The 18,365-nt window shown below is 64.2% G+C and carries 15 protein-coding genes and 2 pseudogenes; 10 read left to right on the forward strand and 7 right to left on the reverse strand.

From position 1 onward, the window contains the following. Window positions 1-95 precede the first annotated feature (95 nt). The gene (locus tag AC1RQC_RS24765) at window positions 96-1,115 is read right to left on the reverse strand and encodes an AraC family transcriptional regulator (RefSeq protein ID WP_492811984.1); all 1,020 of its coding nucleotides are present in this window, start codon (window positions 1,113-1,115) and stop codon (window positions 96-98) included. Between the two features lie 171 nt (window positions 1,116-1,286). Here AC1RQC_RS24765 and AC1RQC_RS24770 point away from each other — a divergent pair, with 171 nt between their 5' ends. The 5 genes from AC1RQC_RS24770 (at window position 1,287) to AC1RQC_RS24790 (ending at window position 6,720) form a co-directional block, all read left to right on the forward strand. Further along, window positions 1,287-1,886, forward strand: coding sequence for an RBBP9/YdeN family alpha/beta hydrolase (locus AC1RQC_RS24770; protein ID WP_492811986.1), 600 nt, complete (start codon window positions 1,287-1,289; stop codon window positions 1,884-1,886). Between the two features lie 163 nt (window positions 1,887-2,049). Continuing rightward, window positions 2,050-2,898 carry a TauD/TfdA dioxygenase family protein gene (locus AC1RQC_RS24775; protein WP_492371266.1) on the forward strand — a complete coding sequence of 283 codons (849 nt, stop codon included), beginning with the start codon at window positions 2,050-2,052 and terminating at the stop codon, window positions 2,896-2,898. Between the two features lie 67 nt (window positions 2,899-2,965). Further along, window positions 2,966-4,024, forward strand: a complete 1,059-nt coding sequence (locus tag AC1RQC_RS24780) for a beta-keto acid cleavage family enzyme (protein WP_492826647.1) — start codon at window positions 2,966-2,968, stop codon at window positions 4,022-4,024. Between the two features lie 207 nt (window positions 4,025-4,231). Continuing rightward, entirely contained in the window at window positions 4,232-5,203 is a 972-nt protein-coding gene (locus AC1RQC_RS24785; RefSeq protein ID WP_492371268.1) for a quinone oxidoreductase family protein, read from the forward strand. Window positions 5,204-5,385: 182 nt separating this feature from the next. Then, window positions 5,386-6,720 (forward strand): spinster family MFS transporter, encoded by a 1,335-nt coding sequence (locus AC1RQC_RS24790; RefSeq protein ID WP_492371269.1) that lies wholly within the window; start codon window positions 5,386-5,388, stop codon window positions 6,718-6,720. A gap of 43 nt (window positions 6,721-6,763) precedes the next feature. Here AC1RQC_RS24790 and AC1RQC_RS24795 read toward each other — a convergent pair whose 3' ends face one another. From AC1RQC_RS24795 to AC1RQC_RS24810, 4 genes are read right to left on the reverse strand one after another with little or no spacing between them, the layout of a single operon-like run. Next, complete coding sequence (locus tag AC1RQC_RS24795; RefSeq protein ID WP_492884928.1) at window positions 6,764-8,302, reverse strand: TolC family protein; 1,539 nt, start codon at window positions 8,300-8,302, stop codon at window positions 6,764-6,766. Next, window positions 8,289-10,319 carry an FUSC family protein gene (locus tag AC1RQC_RS24800; RefSeq protein WP_492884930.1) on the reverse strand — a complete coding sequence of 677 codons (2,031 nt, stop codon included), beginning with the start codon at window positions 10,317-10,319 and terminating at the stop codon, window positions 8,289-8,291. Before AC1RQC_RS24800 ends, AC1RQC_RS24795 begins: the two co-directional genes overlap by 14 nt. Continuing rightward, on the reverse strand, window positions 10,300-11,349 hold the full coding sequence (gene mdtN, locus AC1RQC_RS24805; protein WP_492884932.1) for a multidrug transporter subunit MdtN: 1,050 nt from the start codon (window positions 11,347-11,349) through the stop codon (window positions 10,300-10,302). The genes AC1RQC_RS24800 and mdtN overlap by 20 nt, the downstream gene beginning before the upstream one ends. Further along, a complete protein-coding gene (locus tag AC1RQC_RS24810) occupies window positions 11,346-11,609 on the reverse strand; it encodes a hypothetical protein (protein ID WP_416052622.1) in 264 nt (87 codons plus the stop codon). The genes mdtN and AC1RQC_RS24810 overlap by 4 nt, the downstream gene beginning before the upstream one ends. 360 nt (window positions 11,610-11,969) lie before the next feature. Between AC1RQC_RS24810 and AC1RQC_RS24815 the strand changes: the two are divergent. Further along, a pseudogene (locus AC1RQC_RS24815) lies at window positions 11,970-12,299 on the forward strand (ISNCY family transposase); the annotation flags it as partial. 386 nt (window positions 12,300-12,685) lie between these two features. Here the strand turns inward: AC1RQC_RS24815 and AC1RQC_RS24820 are convergent. Next, window positions 12,686-13,201, reverse strand: coding sequence for a DUF2867 domain-containing protein (locus tag AC1RQC_RS24820; protein ID WP_492884966.1), 516 nt, complete (start codon window positions 13,199-13,201; stop codon window positions 12,686-12,688). Window positions 13,202-13,242: 41 nt separating this feature from the next. After that, window positions 13,243-13,425 (reverse strand): annotated as a pseudogene (locus AC1RQC_RS24825) (lipocalin-like domain-containing protein); the annotation flags it as partial. A 306-nt stretch (window positions 13,426-13,731) separates the two neighbouring features. Here AC1RQC_RS24825 and AC1RQC_RS24830 point away from each other — a divergent pair. The 4 genes from AC1RQC_RS24830 (at window position 13,732) to AC1RQC_RS24845 (ending at window position 18,250) form a co-directional block, all read left to right on the forward strand. Then, on the forward strand, window positions 13,732-14,346 hold the full coding sequence (locus AC1RQC_RS24830) for a pyridoxamine 5'-phosphate oxidase family protein (RefSeq protein ID WP_492884968.1): 615 nt from the start codon (window positions 13,732-13,734) through the stop codon (window positions 14,344-14,346). 382 nt (window positions 14,347-14,728) lie between these two features. Continuing rightward, complete coding sequence (locus tag AC1RQC_RS24835) at window positions 14,729-16,858, forward strand: TonB-dependent siderophore receptor (RefSeq protein WP_492884934.1); 2,130 nt, start codon at window positions 14,729-14,731, stop codon at window positions 16,856-16,858. Between the two features lie 279 nt (window positions 16,859-17,137). Further along, the gene (locus AC1RQC_RS24840; RefSeq protein ID WP_492807461.1) at window positions 17,138-17,596 is read left to right on the forward strand and encodes a MarR family winged helix-turn-helix transcriptional regulator; all 459 of its coding nucleotides are present in this window, start codon (window positions 17,138-17,140) and stop codon (window positions 17,594-17,596) included. 87 nt (window positions 17,597-17,683) lie between these two features. Then, window positions 17,684-18,250, forward strand: a complete 567-nt coding sequence (locus AC1RQC_RS24845; RefSeq protein WP_492375585.1) for an isochorismatase family protein — start codon at window positions 17,684-17,686, stop codon at window positions 18,248-18,250. Window positions 18,251-18,365 lie beyond the last annotated feature (115 nt).

Below are 18,365 nucleotides of genomic sequence, written 5' to 3' on the forward strand. Positions count from 1 at the left end.
GTCTATTGCCCTTTGGTATGAGGCGATCATACCGGCGAGCCCGGCCAGAAACTGGCCTGCCTCGGTGCGCAGGTTACAGTGGGAGAGGGCGAAGATCAGCCGGGTTGCGGCAATGCACTTGCGACTGCCTGTGCGCTTTGCTTCCAGCTCGACACCGTCATGCCAAAGTGCTTTCTGAACCAGAATGCGAAAGCGCTGGGGCTTGAGAAGCCGAGCAGATCGGCGAGTTCGGCGAGGGAGCGATCGCTGTCGAGTATCTGGCGGGAGGCGAGTTCCGCCCGGACCGCCTGGAGCAGTGACAAAAAGCTCGTGCCTTCCGCAATGAGCCGGCGATGCAAAGTTCGGCGATCCACGCCAAGGTGCTTTGCCACCTGGTCCGACGTACACCTGCCCCCGGGCAACATGGCAATCACGACCTGCCGAACGGTGTGCGACGCACTCTCATCGGATCCAGACATGGCCTGGTCGAGAAAGCGACGGACATAGGGCGTCATGCGGTAGTCATTGGCCGGCATGGGCGCGGCGAGGTCCTTTGCCGCACAGACGATGCCATTGAAACTCGCATTGAATTCAACCACTGAGCCGAACAGCGCTTTGTGACACGTAGCACCGTGCGGTTGACGATGCTCGAAACAGACGCTTCGGGGCCGCCAGGTTGGCCCCAATAGTTCCTGGATCGTGCGGTATAGCACGCCCACGGCCATTTCAATGGACTGCCGCACCGGGTACTTGCCGGTGACCAGGATCTCTTCGCGAATCAATACGGCATCGCCAAAGTCTTCGATGCTAGTCAGCAGCGCCGCATTGATCAGGCGCATATAGCGACACAGGTTGTCCAGCGCCTGCCGGGCATTCGGTGCTTCGCGCATCACAAAGCTGATCGGGCCCAGGTTGGCCAGCCGCCGGTCCATGGCCAGCCGCAAGCCGAAGTCTTCCACGCCCGCCATCGATGCGCTGTCCTCAAGCAACTGGCGTACCGCCATGGAAGTGACCGGCATGTCGGGATCGAGGAGGCTTCGAGGACTCAACCCCACCTTGCGCAGCATTGCCTCAGGGTTGAGTCCATGGTGGCGCGCCAGTTCCATGTAGCCGGTAAGACTGGCGCTTCGGATCAAGGGCGTATATCCGGGCATGGGTGTGTCCCAATTTAGACATTGAATGTCCCAAATAATACATCGCATTTGGTCTTGCAGAGATAGTCTTGCGATGTGGATCCGATGTGGATCTGATCCCCGATAGCTGTTGACAGACCCGAGTTCCAGCACAACCTCAAATCGAAATCCATCATGACAACGTCCACTGTGCTTATCGTCCCCGGCCTGCGTGACCAGGTTGCCGACCATTGGCAGACATTACTGGCCGAGCGACTGCCTGGTGCATGCACGGTGCCGCCGATGGGACGCGAGAACCTGGACTGTTCTCGCCGTGTCGCGGCAATTGAGCGGGCGGTGGCAGACATTGGCGGCCCTGTACTGCTGGTCGCCCACAGCGGTGGCTGCATCATGCTTGCCCACTGGGCCCTGACAACCGCACACGCAGCACGCATCAAGGGCGCATTGCTGGCATGCCCGCCTGACTTTGAACGCCCCATGCCGGAAGGCTACCCGACACTCTCCACGATCCGGTCCAGCGGCTGGCTCCCGGTACCACGCCAGCAGCTTCCGTTTCCCAGCCTGGTCGCTACCAGCCAGAACGACCCGCTGGGCGATCTGCCCAGGGTGATCGAACTCGCGCAGGCCTGGGGCAGTGACACGGTGGACCTGGGCAAGGTCGGTCATCTGAACCCGGCATCTGGCTATGGGCCCTGGCCGATGGCCTCGCAGTTGATCGAGCGGCTTGACACAGGGCGCCGCTCTAGCCGTCCCGAGCCCGCGTTGCAGCACTGACCGAGCAAGCATCAAGCATTGGCGGCAGCTCTCAACGCAAGAGCGGCCCGGCCAGCGCTACGCGCCGCATGTAGCGGGGCGTGCCCACCGCGACTTTGAGTCCCGCAAGACGACGGGCCCGTCCGTGGTGGTGATTTGAACAAAAAAACGAAGGAGACAAACCATGCATATCAAACCGCTGACGTGCGCCATCGGTGCCGAGCTTGTGAACGTGGACCTGGCAGACGCCGTGCACGACGATGGGCTGTTCGCCGAGATCAGGGCCGCGCTGCTCAAGCACAAGGTGCTGTTCCTGCGCGACCAGGACCTCACGCGCGCCGAGCATGTGGGCTTCGCGCGCCGCTTCGGCGAGCTCGAGGACCACCCCGTGGTCGGCAGCGACCCGGATCACCCGGGCCTGGTGCGCATCTACAAATCGCCGGAGGCTCCCAACGACCGTTACGAGAACGGCTGGCACTGCGACGCCACTTGGCGCGAGACGCCGCCAATGGGCTGCGTGCTGCGCTGCGTGGAATGCCCGCCGGTGGGCGGCGACACCATGTGGGCCAACATGGCGCTGGCCTACGAGAAGCTGCCCGACGAGGTCAAGCTCCAGATCGCCGGCCTGCGTGCGCGGCACAGCATCGAAGCCACGTTCGGTGCGGCCATGCCGATTGAGAAACGCCTGGCACTCAAGGCCCAGTACCCGGATGCCGAACATCCCGTGGTGCGCACCCATCCCGAGACCGGCGAGAAAGTGCTGTTCGTCAACGGCTTCGCCACCCATTTCACGAACTTCCACACGGCGGCCAACGTGCGCTACGGCCAGGACTTCACCCAAGGCGGATCGGCGCTGCTGCAGTACCTGATCGGCCAGGCCTTGATTCCCGAGTATCAGGTGCGCTGGCGCTGGAAGCCGAACAGCATCGCCATCTGGGACAACCGCTCGACGCAGCACTACGCCGTGATGGACTACCCGCCCTGCCATCGCAAGATGGAGCGCGCCGGCATCATCGGCGACAAGGTGTTCTGACCTGGTGTTCTGATCCTCACTCTCGCTAACCCTATCCCCTTTCTTCTTTCCCCCCTGGAGACACGCCATGAACTTTCTCGACGGACACCTGTTCCCCGAAAACCAGCAGCCGCTCATCATCACGGCCGCGCCCTACGCGCCGTCCTATGTCCCCTCTGACTTTCCCGAGGACATCCCGGTGACGATGGAGGCGCAGATCCAGAAGGCCGTGGATTGCTACAACGCGGGTGCCACGGTGCTGCACCTGCACGTACGCGAACTCGATGGCCGCGGCTCCAAGCGTTTGTCCAAATTCAACGAACTGGTCGCCGGCGTGCGCAAGGCCGTGCCCGAGATGATCATCCAGGTGGGTGGTTCGATCTCCTTCGCGCCAGAGACCGATGGCGCTGCCGCCAAGTGGCTCTCCGACGATACGCGCCACATGCTGGCCGATCTCGACCCCAAGCCCGACCAGGTCACCGTGACCGTGAACACCTCGCAGATGAATGTGCTGGAGCACTTCGATTACGAAGACCTGCGTGGCACGTCGATGGAAGATCCGGCCACCTTTCAGGCTTACAAGGAAATGACGGTGCCCTCGCAGCCAGGCTGGGTCGAGGAGCACATCCGCCGCCTGTCGGCTGCTGGCATCCAAAGCGCTTTCCAGTGCTACAACATCAACAGCTTCGAGTCGGTCGAGCGCCTGATGCGCAGGGGCATCTACAAAGGCCCGCTGGTCATGAACTGGGTGGCCATCAGCGGCGGCATGGACGCGCCCAACATCTACAACATGGCTAACATCGTGCGCGCCGTGCCCGATGGCGCAGTGCTGACGGTGGAAAGCTCCGTGCTCAACGTGCTGCCGATCAACATGATGGGCATCGCCATGGGCCTGCACGTGCGCTGCGGCATCGAGGACAACCTCTGGAATCAGCAGCGCTCCAGTAAGTTCAGCACGGTCCAGCAGATCGAGCAACTGGTGCGCATTTCACGTGAGTTCGGCCGCCCGATCGCCACCGCGCAGCAGGCGCGCGAGATTTCCAAGATCGGTGTGTTCTACGACACCGTGGAGGCGTCCCTGGCGGCCAATGGCTTCGCGCCCAACCGCGTCGGTCGCCAGCAGGGTCATCTGCGCAAGGTCGCCTGAGCGCCGCCACGCCCTGGCTCACAACGGCAAGGAGACCCATGATGAGGCAAGCCACCAGGTACGGCCAGCGTGCGGCGCTTCTCGGGGTCGCCTTCGCCCTGCGCGCGTCGGCGCCTCTGGCCCGTCCACGAACCCCGTCGCCGTGCTGTCAGTGACCAACTGGGCCGGCGGCGCGAAGCCCCACAGAACATACACAGGAACACAATCATGTCAAAAGCCATTCGCTTGTACGAAACCGGCGGCCCGCAAGTGCTGAAGTTCGAGGACGTCGAAGTCGGCGAGCCCGGCCCCGGCGAGGCCCGCGTGCGCCACAGCTACATCGCGCTGAACTTCATCGATATCTATTTTCGCACCGGCCGCTACCCGCTGGCGCTGCCCAACGGGCTGGGCTCCGACGCGGTCGGTGTGGTCGAGGCCGTGGGTTCCGGGGTGACAGACATCCGTGTGGGTGACCGCGTCGGCTACCTGATCGGGCCGCAGGGCGCTTACTCCCAGGTGCGCGTGATGCCGGCCGCGGTGCTGATCCCGCTGCCCGATGGCATTTCCGAGCGCACCGCCGCCACGCTGATGATGAAGGGCATGACGGCGCAATACCTGTTCCGTCAGGTCTACCCGCTCCAGGGTGGCGAGACCATCCTCTACCACGCGGCTGCGGGTGGCGTGGGGCTGATCGCCTGCCAGTGGGCGCGGGCGATGGGCGTCACCATGATCGGAACCGTAAGTACCGACGAGAAGGCCGCGATCGCCAAGGCCAACGGCTGTGCGCACACCATCGTGACCTCGCGCGAGAACATCGTGCAGCGCGTCAAGGAGATCACCGACGGCAAGGGGGTTCCGGTGGTCTATGACTCGGTGGGCAAGGACACGCTGGAAGCCTCGCTGGACTGCCTGCAGCCGCGCGGTTCGCTGATCAGCAACGGCACCTCGTCGGGAGCGGTGATCGTCGACTCCCAGATGCTGGCCGTGAAGGGATCTATCTGGTTCACGCGGCCCGCCATGATGCACTATATCCAGCCGCGCGCGCACATGCTGGACATGGCCAAGGAACTGTTCGACCACGTGCTGGCCGGGCGCATCGCGAGCGAGCCCCAGCAGACCTTTGCCCTGGCCGATGCCGCCGACGCGCATCGGGCGCTCGAGTCGCGCAAGACAGTAGGCTCCACCGTCCTGGTGCCCTGACAGGGCACTGTCACGTTGCAGAAGCACACGCGGCATGCATCAAGGGCGCATTGCTGGCGTGTCCGCCTGACTTTGAACGCACCATGCCGGAAGGTTGCCGGCAATGCCCGTTGCACGTAGCAGACTGTGCAAGCATCAGAGGTGGCTCTCAATGCAAGAGCCGACCCACTATGGAGACACGCATGAACCCGCACATCCCGCATTCCGGACCCGATGATCGCGACGACTATCTGGTCAGCCGGCCCCGAGCCTGGTTTGCCTTTGCCATGACCTTTGCGCTGATGCTGTTCGACTACATCGACCGGCAGGTCATTGTCTCGTTGTTTCCCCACTTGAAGGAGGCGTGGAGCTTGTCGGACAAGCAGCTTGGCGCACTGGTGTCGATCATCTCGATCGTTGTCGCACTGGGCGGCCTGCCCGTCGCTCTTCTGGCCGATCGGATGAGCCGGGTCAAGAGCGTCGCCGTGATGGCAACGGTATGGAGCGTAGCGACCATCTCATGCATGTTTACTCGCAACTACAGTCAGCTATTTGCCGCGCGCGCCATGGTCGGCGTTGGCGAAAGTGGCTATGGTTCCGTCGGTGCGGCACTGATTGCGAGCTTGTTCCCTAAGCGCATGCGCTCCATGTTGCTGGGAGCGTTCTTTGCCGCCGGCTCCATTGGCGCTGTCCTCGGCGTCATGCTGGGCGGCGTGATCGCCCAGCGCTGGGGCTGGCAGGCAGCGTTCGGCGTGGTGGGCTTCCCGGGCCTGGCAATCGCGCTGCTGTACCTGTTCGTGCCTGACTACAAGACCGTGGAACTGACATCCCGGCTGCACAAGGCGAAGGAATCACCATGGAACTTCATCAGGCACGTCGCAAGCGCGTTGTCTGACTCGCGTACGGTTTGGTGGACCTGCGTCGGCGCAGCGTTTCAGCTCATCGTGGTGTCTACCGTCTGGGCCTGGCTCCCCAGCTACTTCAACCGGTTCCACGGCGCAGCCCCGGATGTTGCCGCCAAGCAGGCGGCGTTGATCGTGTTGTGCGGCGCGCTGGGGGCCTTCGTATGGGGTCTCGTGGTGGACAGGGCGGCTGCACGCCGACCGCGCAACAAGCCTCTCGCCGTGGCGTTCCTGTGCGTGGCGACCCTGCTGGTTTTTGTTGCGGCCTTTACCGTTGCGATGCCAGCCAGCCAGCAGTTCCTGCTCATTGCGTTGGGCGGTTTCCTGATGACGTGTACGGTAGGGCCGGCGGCGGGTATTGTGCTCGACGTCGTTCACCCGGGTGTGCGTTCCACCGGCGCGGCACTACTGTCGCTCTTTCAGAATATGTTTGGCCTTGCGGTTGGGCCTTTCGTCGGGGGGGCGATTTCGGACGCCCTTGGCCTGCAGACGGCCCTTGCGGTGATGCCGGCATTCGGCTTGGTCGCCGCCGCATGTTTTCTTTTGGCGGCGCGCCAGTATGAATCGGATCTGCATCGGGCCGACATACGCCTGCAGACTTACACCGAAGTACCGCTCGCATCGGCATCCGCCTGATGGGTTTTGGAAGCAGAGGGGGGGGGAGTCGGATTCGGGTGGCTCAACGCATCGAGCCGATCGCCCCGGTCGCAAGCGCCAGCGTGGCGGCGGCGGCCAGCGCGCCGCTATACGCGTCGGTCGACGCGTTCCATGCCAGCAGCAACTGGGTCTGCGCCAGGTTGGCTTCGGTTACCGATCCCACGCCCTTGCTATATGCAGCAAAGGCCGCGTTGTAGGTGACCTGGGCGGCGTCGGCCAGCGCCTTGGCCGCGTCGTACGCCGCCAGGCTCGATTCGAGCGCGCTCTGGCTGACCACCACTTGCCGTACCGATTCTTCCTTGGCGCGCGTCAGCCGGGCCGATGCGCTGTCGACGTCATTGCGCGACTGCGCGACCACCGCCGAGCGCACCCCGCCGTCGTAAATGGGCACGGTAACGCCAAGGAATACGCTAGCGCCGTAGCGATAGCCGTTGAGGTTCAGCGTCGGCGGCTGCTGGCCGATTGGCGGAATCGCCGAGATGGACGATCCACCCGACGCATATGACGTGTACGCGGACAGGAACACCTTGGGCAGGAACGCCGCCTCGGCCGCCTTGACCTTGGCCTGGCTGGCACGCTCGACCGCGTAGGCGCTCAGCACGTCGGGCCGCTGCGCGATCGCGCTTTCCACGATCTGCTCGATGGAGCCGCGCAAGGCGGGCGACAAGGGCCGCACGGGCATTTCGGCGATGCGTGGTTTGGACAACGGCGAGATACCGATGGCCGTGAGCAGGGCCAGATACGCGTCGGTCTCGGCGCCCTGTGCTTGCACCATCGCAAGGTTGGTCTGCGCACGGTTCTGGGTGGCCTGCGCCACCTCCACGACCGTGCCGATGCCGCGCTGGTAGCGGGCTTTGGCGGCCGCGAGCACGGCATCGGCGTTGGTCATGGCCTGCTGCACCGTGCCGCCGCGCGACCGGGCAGCCTGATAGCGGTAGAACGCCACGCTGACATCGTGCACGATGCGCTGGTGAACAGCCGTGAACGCAATATTGACGGCGATCGAAGTTTGCTCCGCGGCATCGACAATCCCCGCACGTTCACCGAAATCGAACAGCAGCCATTGCAGCGACAGTACCGACACCGCGCCGTGGGTGGATGTGTTGGTGCCGGCCGATCCCAGGGGCGTGCTGGCGGAAAGATGCCCGTTCTGGTAGCCGCCCATGGCCGCGGCCGAGATGTGCGGCAGGTAGCTGGCCTTGGCGATGCCTGCGGCCAGCGCCGCATTGCGTGCGTCGTTCCACGCGATGCGCGTCAGCGGGTTGGCGGACTCGGCCATGTCGATCAGTTCCGGCAGCGAGTACGCGTGCGCCGGATCGAGCGCGGGCGGCGGTGCGATCGACGCCAGCGCCGAATTGGCGGGTAGCGTGTAGTCGGAAGGCCCTGGCGCGGGTGCGGCCCTGGCCGCGGCGCCGGGCACGATTTCTCCGGATGCCGTGGTGGCGGGCTGCCACGGCCGATCGGCTTGCACAGGCGCGAGATTCAGCGACGACGTGGCACAACCGGCCAGCGTCGCGGCAATCAGCGATAGCGGAATCACCAGCGAATCACGTTTGCGCATGGATTGGGGAAGGGTGGGCCGTCTGCGCGGCGTCGGCAACGGAGGCGGTCAGGCGTTTGTCGATGAGAGCCAGCAAGGCGTCGCGGGCTGGGCCGTCGTGACCGGCGGCGTCAATGGCCTCAGTGGTGGCCTCGGTGGCCTCAGTGGCGTGAGCGGGCGGCACTGGCTGCGGCGCCGTATCGTGGGTCCGCAGCGTGCGAAGCCGCCGCGCGAGGTCAGGGTCGCCCGGGTGCCGCTCGGCGAACAGGAACGCCGGACCGGCAATCGCGTCGAGCGAGCGCAGGCGCCGCTGGCGGTCTTCGACCCACTCGGGTGCCGGGCCCACGGGCGCAGGCTCGTAGTGCGCGAGGATCAGGTCCTGCGCAATATCGCCCTGCAAGGCCAGTGCGGCCGTGGCATGCCCGCGCCGGTCGTCGGGCCGCCTGGCATGCGCCAGTTGCTGCCATTGCTCGACCAGCCGGCCCAGCGCCGCTTCGATGCGCGCGGCAATGCTGACCGGCCAGATGCGCGTGAAGACCAGGTAGACCATCAGGTTGCCAAGCATGATGCCGATGACCCGGTCACGCGCGATGGTCAGGTCAAAGCCTGGGCCTGCGCCCTGAATGACACACAGGTAGAACGCGAACGCGATCTGGAAGCCAGCGTAGGCGATGCGCGCAGAGCCTTGCGCAACCCAGGCCGATATCCACGAGCCCGCGAAGACGAGCAACATGAGTGCGCCCACCGACGACAGCGAAGGCACGACATAGACGAGGGCGGCCGTGCCGATGACCGCGCCGGCCAGGCAGCCGGCCAGCCGCAGCGCGAGCTTCTCCACGGTCTCCGCGGCGGTCCCGAGCGACACGAGATAACACGTGATGAAGCAGGTATGAATGCCTGGCCAGTTGAGCTGCTGATAGAGCAGGTAGCAGAACATGGCCGCTCCGGTGGTCTTGAGCGCGTAGTGGATGTGGTCGCGATTGCTAAAGGCATCTGCGTCGAGGAAGCCGCCACGGCGGGTTGCGGGCGTCGGGGCTGTCGCTGTGTCCGTCGCCGTGTCCGCTTCAGGGGGCTCGGCAAAGCCGTTGATGGCCGAGTGCAGTTCCCTGGCAACCGCCGCCTGCGCCGGCGCAAGCTGGCTGGAGTCCGGTGGGCTCAGCCCGATCTCCACGGGATAGCCGCCCGCATCGAGCATGCGCGCCATCGCGTCAAGCGTGTCGGCGATCGGATCGGCAACCGGGGTGGGCAGGGGTGCGCCCGGCTGCCGGCAGGCGACATCGACCGCCAGCAGGATCGCCATGGTTGACGCCGCGGCATGATGCAGCGCGGCTACGTCGCTGGCATTGGCCGAGCCTTCGATCCTTGCCAGCTTCAGCCAGCCCGCCACCGGCTGAACGCCGGCGCGCAACGCTGCCTGCAGCGCGGCGCCGTCCGGTGGTGAATCGCGCAGGCAGGCCGCAGCCACGCGCAGGCAATGGGCCAGCCGGTCGCAGGCCAGCCGGCGCGGCGCCGCCCCCAGCACCAGGTTGACCGCCACGTTCACGCCAATCGGAATCGCCACCATCAGCCAGGCATAGAGCAGGGCGCGCGTGGCGATCTCGCCGCCGGGCACCAGGCCGAGCTCGTCGAGCCCGAACCCGATGATCATGGCGATGATGGCGCCCACCGGGCGCAATTTGCTGGCCGAGGTCAGGAAGAGCAGGGCGGCCGACAGCACGGCCATGCATGCCACCCGGCGCAGTGGGTCATCGACACTGAAATCGGCCAGCAGCATCACAAGTCCGATGATGATGCTGACCAGCACCAGCGCCGCCACGCTCATCACGATGCTGGTGGTGCGATCCGCCCGGTTGATGAAAAAGACGATATAGGCGGAGATGGCCGCCTCCGGCGTGCCATAGATGCTGGTGACGAGCACCGTCAACGTGCAAGCCACGGCAATGCGCGTGGTGGCCGATGCGCGGCCAGGAAACGGTGCCAGCAGGGCGCCGAGATCGGCCAGCCCGAGACGCAACTTGTCAGCGGCAGGCTGCGCCATGCCGGATCTCGACGGTTGCACTCGCGCCCACCCGGGCCAGCGTTTCCGGCGGTTCTTCGAGCTTGATCCGCACCGGGAATCGTTTGGCAACATGCACCCAGTTCACCGACGGCTGGACATAGGGCAGGGAACGCGGCAGGTTCAGGCGCTCGGTATCGGCGATGCCAATGCCAATGCCCTCGACCTTGCCGCGCATGGCATGGCTGCGGTCGATCATCGAATAGACCGTGGCGCAATCGCCCAGCCGGATATCGGCCAGCTGGGTTTCACGGAAATTGGCGACGGCGAACCATTCGCCGGTATGCACTAGCAGGAAGAGGGACTGATTGGGAATCACCACTTCGCCGGACAACACGGTCAGGCCACTCACGCGGCCGTCATGCGGGGCGCGAACCACGGTGTCGTCCAGTGCCCGCTGGGCGATGGCCAGAGCCGCCTCGCGCGCTCGCACGGTCGCCGTGGCGTCGTCTTCCGTGCCCACCGCCTTTGCCGTCGCGGCACGCTGCACATTGGCCTGTTTCAGCGATACCGCCGCGTCGCGCTGCGCCACCTCGGCCTGGTCGAGCTGCTGCTTCGGCACGTAGCCATCCGCGGCCAACGGGCGCAGACGCTCCACGGTGCGCGCGGTCAGCGCGTAGTTCTGCTCGGTACGCGCGGTCTGCTCCGAGGCAATCGCCGCGTTGGCGTGTTCGGTGGCAATCGTGCGTCTGCGCGTGCCCAGCGCAGCCTGCGCCAGTTCCAGATCGGCAGTCGCCTGGGCCACGGCTAGCCGGTATGGCACAGGATCGATCTCGAACAGCACGTCGCCCTTGGCCACGTGCTGGTTCTCGCTGACGAGGATCCTAGAGATCCGGCCGCCCACGGGCGACGCCACATGCACCATGTCAGCATCGAGCCCGGCATCGTCGGAAGACGGAAACCGCACGGTGCGATGCCAGGCATAGATGGAGAGGAAGATGGCCAGAACAACGATCGCCAGGGCGATCAATTTCCCGCGCAGCGGGCGTTTGCGGACGCCGGCCATTTTCATAGGATGTGTCCCGTAGCCGATAGCCAGACGATTTCAGCGACCATCAGGCCGATTGCCGTGTTCACCAGCAGCGGGAAGCCGACGATATCAGCCCAGCCGGCCAGGATAAACAGCCGCCAGGAAATGACAGCACCCACGATGCCGATCAGGGCGCTCAAGAGCCAAAGCGGAAAATAGGCGCCAAACAGGCTGAAGGACGGAGCGCCGGCGCAACCATAGAGCGAAGCGGCCAACGCGACAAGCACAAGCGAGCGTGCCATGGGATCTGGGGCAGGAATGGTTCACGCAATATAGCAGCGAGTATTCGCGATTGTCCAAGGGACAAGGAAAACTTGGCGTTGGAGCTTGAACACAATCCCTCTTGGTCAACTCCGGGCTGACGATGCACTGCGCTGTTGGGGCCAAGGATGGGGGGGATGGATGCTCAGCCAGTCAGTGTCTCAGGCGTGGATTTAGAATTTTTATGATTTAACATAACAATGATTATCGGTGAGTTTGCATGTAAAGGCCAAATCAGAATGTCCGCTTCCAGCCACATCAGAATGTCCTCTGGATAGACCTATACTGGTAGCGCCTGGGTTGGACTGGAGCGCGCCGTGAAGGATCGAGGGTTGATCACCATGAGTCTGCGTGAAGTTGACCGCTTCAAGGTCATTCAGGCAACGGCCGAGGGCCTGCTGGCGCAGGCGCTCGGCCTTATTCGCGACAGCTATGCCGACTTCGGCCCGACCCTGGCCTGCGAGAAGCTGCGTGAACGCCATGGCATCGTGCTGGCCAAGGAGACCGTGCGCCGCCTCATGATCGACGCGGGTTTCTGGGTGCCGCGCCGGCTGCGCCCGCCCAAGGTTCACCAGCCAAGGAATCGGCGCGCCTGTTTGGGCGAATTGATCCAGATCGATGGCAGCGATCACGCCTGGTTCGAAGATCGCTCGTCGCCTTGCACGTTGCTGGGCGAGCCGCCGCGGCCGCACAACCCGCCGCTGCACGTGAAGCGGCAGCGGCTGATCAACCGGCTGGACCTGGAGCGGGCGATCAAGGGCACGCCCATGCCGTAGTTTGGTTCCTTGCCGCCCGGTAGTGGACGCGGGACGGGACAGTCTCCAAGGGCGGCTACCGACGTTCGTCCTTCCGAAGAGCGGACATCGGGCAGAAACAAGAGTCGAGTCGCAGGCAACATTGGGGCGGCGCCGCAAAGCCAATTCCTGTTTGGCTTCGCACACTCAAAGAGGGGGACGGTTCAGTTCAACCCATCGCCGCACGGTGGGTCTCTCCCACTGACATGCAGCGTAGTCCATTAACCTTGTTGGTACCGGATCGTCGGCAAGCGCAGACCAGTTCAGACAGCACGGCTTGCCGCCTGTTCCAGACTAGCCCGCGCGATTACACGGTGGAACGGTGTGATTACCGCGAGGTACGTCCGTCCCAGCAAGTTATGGCAATGCACTACGGTCACCAGGACGAGCTCCCTGCCGCTTGCCGCACCCGTGCGCAGCTGGATCGCGAGCCGGAAGTCGAGATGCCGATCGTCCTCGCCCATCACCAGTTCCCCCGCACTCTTCGACCGCAGTGGAAAGAAACCGATCACCGGCCCTCGCGCCGCCGCAGCAATACCGACCGCACGAGACGATTTGACGCCGACTGTCGCCATAATCGTGTCCCGTACCCGCGTCAGCGCACGAATCCACCACGCCTGCCGCTCGAATCCAGCGCGCGCTAACACTTCGAGATCGTCGCTGGCCCCCGCCGGCAACTGAACCGCATACGCATCCAGCAGGTCCGCGCTCCTATAAAGCGGCGCCAGGATGCTGTCGGATGGCATGGGTATCGCATGAGCTTTTTGGGCATTGATCATCAATCAATCTCTCCATGGTTTGGGTTTAGCGCGAGCCTGCGCTAGACATTGCTTCTCTGTGCCATCAGCACACCGCGAGCCATTCGCCTCGGGAACGATGGATGGATCTGCCACGCAGTTGTTATCGCTAGGACGCCGCGATCTACTTTGAAGAACCGAACCTGCTCGGTGCCAATCCAGGCTGGATGCCACGCCGTGTCGACCTTGATGATGAGTTTATCCTCATCCTCGACACGACACCAGAATAAGCAATCATTGTCTCGAAAAGGGCCGCCGGATCGCTATTCAGGCGCTCTCTGGATGTGAGTATCGACATCATCCTATCGCGTTCGATGACAATATGGCCGAGTGGTTCGACACCGTATGTGTCCGCGCGCTCGCCTGTATCCTCGAACTCGACCTGAATCTAAATAATGGGGATCGGCTGAATCTAGGCAGCGGGATGATGCAAACCTATACTGCCGCACCGTTTATACACGAGGAATGACTGTTGAAAATGCCATCCCCCGCTCCGCGCTCCCCGCACCCGCATACGCCGGCTCCCGGAGCTTGCGCTCTATGAAAAGGCGGCGCTTTATTCGATAATCGATTCAGCTTATGTCTGCCATATTTCTTTTTACGATGGCGAATCCAGTCATGTCATTCCCACTGCGTGCTGGCGCGATGGCGATAGGCTATACGTCCATGGCTCCAATGGCGGGCGCCTTATTCGCCAACTAACCAGTGCCAAAGAGGCAGCGGTAGCCATTACCCACTTGGACGGACTCGTGTTGGCAAAGTCTGCATTTAATCGCGCCATGAATTATCGCTCCGCGATTATTCATGGGCGATTTAATGCTGTAAATGACGAGGCGGAAAAGCGCCGACTGATGGATGTTTTCATGAGGCTGATTGCGCCAGGCCGTGAGGGGGATGCCCGGCCGGGGAGCGCGAAGGAGTTTGCTGCGACGACGATTCTAGGCATCGCGCTCGATGAAGCCGCCGCGAAAGTTCGAACTGGCGGGCCGATTGATGACGAATCAGACCTGGATTTGCCAATTTGGGCCGGTGTCCTGCCGATGGTGACGCTGCCACAGACGCCGATTGCTGCATCGACCAGCATCGGAGCAGAACCAGTGTACGTGAGGCAATGGAAGGCGTCTTAGTCAGCGTCATTGAATGGCATGGGATACCGCTTAGTGGTGTTGATCGGTGGATTCATTGGAAGAGGCACGGGGAATGGACCGTAGCCCTTGTTCCTGTAGTACGCCGCTTAGGCAGTCCGCTGGGGTGCTGCGGAACTCCGGCTTATGACATGCCGGTGGCGAACGAACAGGAACGCTGGCTTGCCGGCATGTCGACCCTGTGGCATGGCGCCGCGCGCCGGAAAATTCCACACAACGGATGGAGAAGCCCCTTATAATGCAACTTGGTTGCAATAAGGGGTCAATCACGTTGGCCCCCCCGTTGGGACTGGCCGTCTCGCGCCGCGTCACCGCCGAGCCCCCAACGCGCTACCCAGCGCCAGCGCTTTCCTCTGATCCGAACATGCCGATACTTTCTGTCACTCCAGCCGGCCAACGACGGCGTAGTCCTCTCGCCGCACTGGCCGCCGCCACGGCGATCACCGCGCCGCTCGCCGATGCCGAGGAGGCGCCCGCGACGACGCTCCCCGAAGTCTCGGTGGTCAGCACCGCCGACAAGACCTACGCGCCTTCCTCCTCCACCGGCGCGACTCGCACCGAGGCCCCGCTGCGCGAGGTGCCGCAATCCGTGCGTGTGTTGCCGCGCGAGCTGCTCGACGATATCGGCGCCACGCGGCTGGATCAGACCTTCGACTACGCCAGCGGCGTGTCGCGCCAGAACAGCTTCGGCGGCCTGTGGGACAACTACGCGATACGCGGTTTCACCGGCAACGAGAACACCGGCGCTGGCTACCTCGTCAACGGCTTTGCCGCCAACCGCGGCTTCACCGCGCCGCGCGACGCAGCCACCATCGAACGCGTGGAGGTGCTCAAGGGCCCGACCTCCTCGCTGTACGGGAACAGCGAACCCGGCGGCAGCATCAACGTCATCACCAAGCAGCCACAGTTCAAGCCCAGCCAGACCTACGACATGGAGGTCAGCAGCCGTGATGGCTACCGCGTGTCGGCCGACGTCACCGGCACCATTAGCGACAATGTGGCAGGGCGGCTGATCGCCGTGGGCGACCACGAAGGCAGCACGCGCGACTTCGTCAACAGCAAGCGCTACCTGGTGGCGCCGTCGTTCACCTGGACCCTGGGCGCTGACACCATCGTGCAGTACGCAGCCGAGTTCCAGCGCTACACCACCCCGCTGGACCGCGGCGTGGTGGCCATCAACGGGCAGTTGGGCGCCGTACCGCGCTCGCGCTTCCTCGGCGAGCCAATCGATAGCGACATCCGCCTCGACAGCCAGTCGCACCAGTTGAGTGTTGAACATCAGTTCTCGCCTGACTGGAAGGGCCGTCTGGCCGCGGCCTACCGCGGCGGCAGCCTGGTGGGCTACTCCACCGAGGCCAGTGCGCTGTCCGCAGACCAACGTACCCTGAGACGCCAGCGTCGCTATCGCGACTACCAGTCCGACGACGTCTCGCTGCAGGCCGACATGACCGGCAAGTTCACCACCGGCGCGATCGGCCACGAGCTGCTCGTCGGCGTGGACGCCTACCGCTTCGGCAACACCCAGGTGCAGCTGCGCAAGAACCCCAGCGCCAGCGCGCCCTATGCCATCGACATCGACAACCCGGTCTATGGGCAGACCCCACCCACACTGGCAGCCAACACCGACACCTACGAGCGCCAGACCAATCTCGGCCTCTATGCCCAGGACCAACTGCGGCTGGGCGAACGCTGGCGCCTGCTGGCCGGCGTGCGTTTCGATACCTACAACCAGTCGCTGGACAACCGCCTTGCCGGCACCAGTGCCAGCCAGCATCAGAGCGCGGTCTCGCCGCGCATCGGCCTCACCTATCTGGCCAGCAACAACGTCTCGCTGTTCGCCAACGCCAGCCGCTCGTTCCGCCCCAATACCGGCACCGATTCCGCAGGCAACCCGTTTTCTCCAGAACACGGGCGGGCCGTCGAGGCCGGCGTGAAGCTCGACAGCGACGACCGCCGTCTCGGCGCCACACTGTCGGTCTTCGAGATCCGCAAGCGCAACGTGCTGACCACCGACTCGCTGGATCCCTCCTACTCGGTGGCCGCCGGCGAGGCGCGCAGCCGCGGCGTGGAACTCGACGCGTCCGGGCAGCTCGGCACGCATTGGCGCGTGACCGGCAACTTTGCCTATACCGACGCCGAAATCACCCAGGACAGCACGCTCGCCGCCGGCACGCCGCTGGCCAACATCCCACGCACCAGCGGCAGCGTGATGGCGGTGTACGAGGATGCGGCCCCCATCGGCCAGCGCTACGGTGTGGGCGGGGGCATCCGCTATGTCGGCAAGCGCTCCGGCGACTCGCAGAACAGCTTCTCGCTGCCCGCCTACACGCTGGCCGACGTGCTGGGCTATTGGCAATACAGCAAGACGGCACGCGTGACACTCAACGTCGACAACCTATTCGACAAGACCTACTACGCCAGCTCTTATAGCAGCGTGTGGGTCATGCCCGGCGCCGGCCGTACTGTGCGCCTGGGCCTGCGGCTGAGCTACTGAGGCCTGTTCGCGCGCATGCAGGCACTGAAACGCTGGTGGACCATGACCTTGCCGGCTCACTCGTCCGTTCGCGCCGTTGCCTGCCCTTCTGTCTCACAGTGGCACCCAGGTGCCGCATCCTTCGGTGCCGATGGCAACGTGCGTGCCATTTCCGGCTCGGGGCCCTAGCGCTGGCCGCCGGGCCACTGTTTGGATCTCCCGGCCGTCAATCATGACGGGCCTGAGCAAAATAAGAAGGTTACCTTTGTAGTTTTCCTTCGTATCGGCTACATTGGGGGGATGCATTCCAACCACAAACAAGATGATCCGCAGGTTGCCGGCGCGTCCGCGCTGGCAACCGATCTACGTATCGTGATCGGCCAGCTAAGGCGCCGCCTGCGTGAAGAGGTGCATCCGGGCGATCTCACCTGGTCGCAGATGTCGGTTCTTGGCCGCCTGGAGCGCGACGGTCCGGCCACTGTGACAACCCTGGCGCGGGCCGAGGGTGTGCGGTCGCAGTCCATGGGCGCCACGGTTGCCGTCCTGGAATCAGCCCGGCTGGTGAGCGGTGCGCCGGATCCGGTCGACGGACGGCGGACCATCTTGTCGCTCACGGCTGACGCCAGGGAGATGATCCTGGCGACCCGGGCAGCGCGCGAAGACTGGCTGCTCCGTGCCATCCGGACACAGCTGGCGGCGACGGAGCAAGAGGAGCTTGCGGCCGGCATCGCCCTGCTCAAACGGCTGGCCGACTCGTGACGGGGCCCTTTCAAAGCCCCGGCCAGCGCCCCGCTCCGGACTCGCCGAAGTCCCTACCTTAGTCCCTATCGACCGTGAGAAAACACCATGCCAGTCACCGTTCTTGATCCGAAAGCCGCTCTCGTTGTCATCGATCTGCAGCAGGGAATCGTCTCGCTTCCCGTCGTGCACCCGGTCGATGAGGTCGTGAAGCAGTCTGCGGCCCTTGCCACCGCGTTCCGTGGCCACGGCCTGCCAGTTGTGCTGGTCAATGTTGCCGGCGGCGCCCCCGGCCGTACCGAACAGGGACGCAGGCTTGGCGATCTTCCTGCCGGATGGGACGATCTGGTGCCCGAGTTGAACCGGCAGCCGGCTGACCACACGGTGACAAAGCGGACCTGGGGAGCCTTCACCAATACCGATCTTGAGGCGCAACTGAGAAAGCTGGGTGTGACACAGGTGGTGCTTGCCGGCGTTGCGACCAGCATCGGCGTGGAGTCGACCGCGCGCCAGGCGTATGAGCTTGGGTTCAACGTTGCCCTGGCCGTCGATGCCATGACCGACATGAGCCTGGACGCGCACGCGAACAGCATTGCGCGGATTTTCCCTAGGCTGGGGGAGACTGGCACAACCCGCGAGATCATCGATCTGCTCGAAAAGGGCGGTAGCCGGTGAGAGGCACCTTCCGTTCGCGGGCATCGGCGCCGGCGCGGGCTTTGCCGCTGCGATCGTCGGCGTGCGTTACTTCGCGAAATATCATCGCCTGCGCTTGCGCATCGACGCCGGGCGC

This window comes from Cupriavidus sp. GW822-FHT03E04, assembly GCF_058801495.1.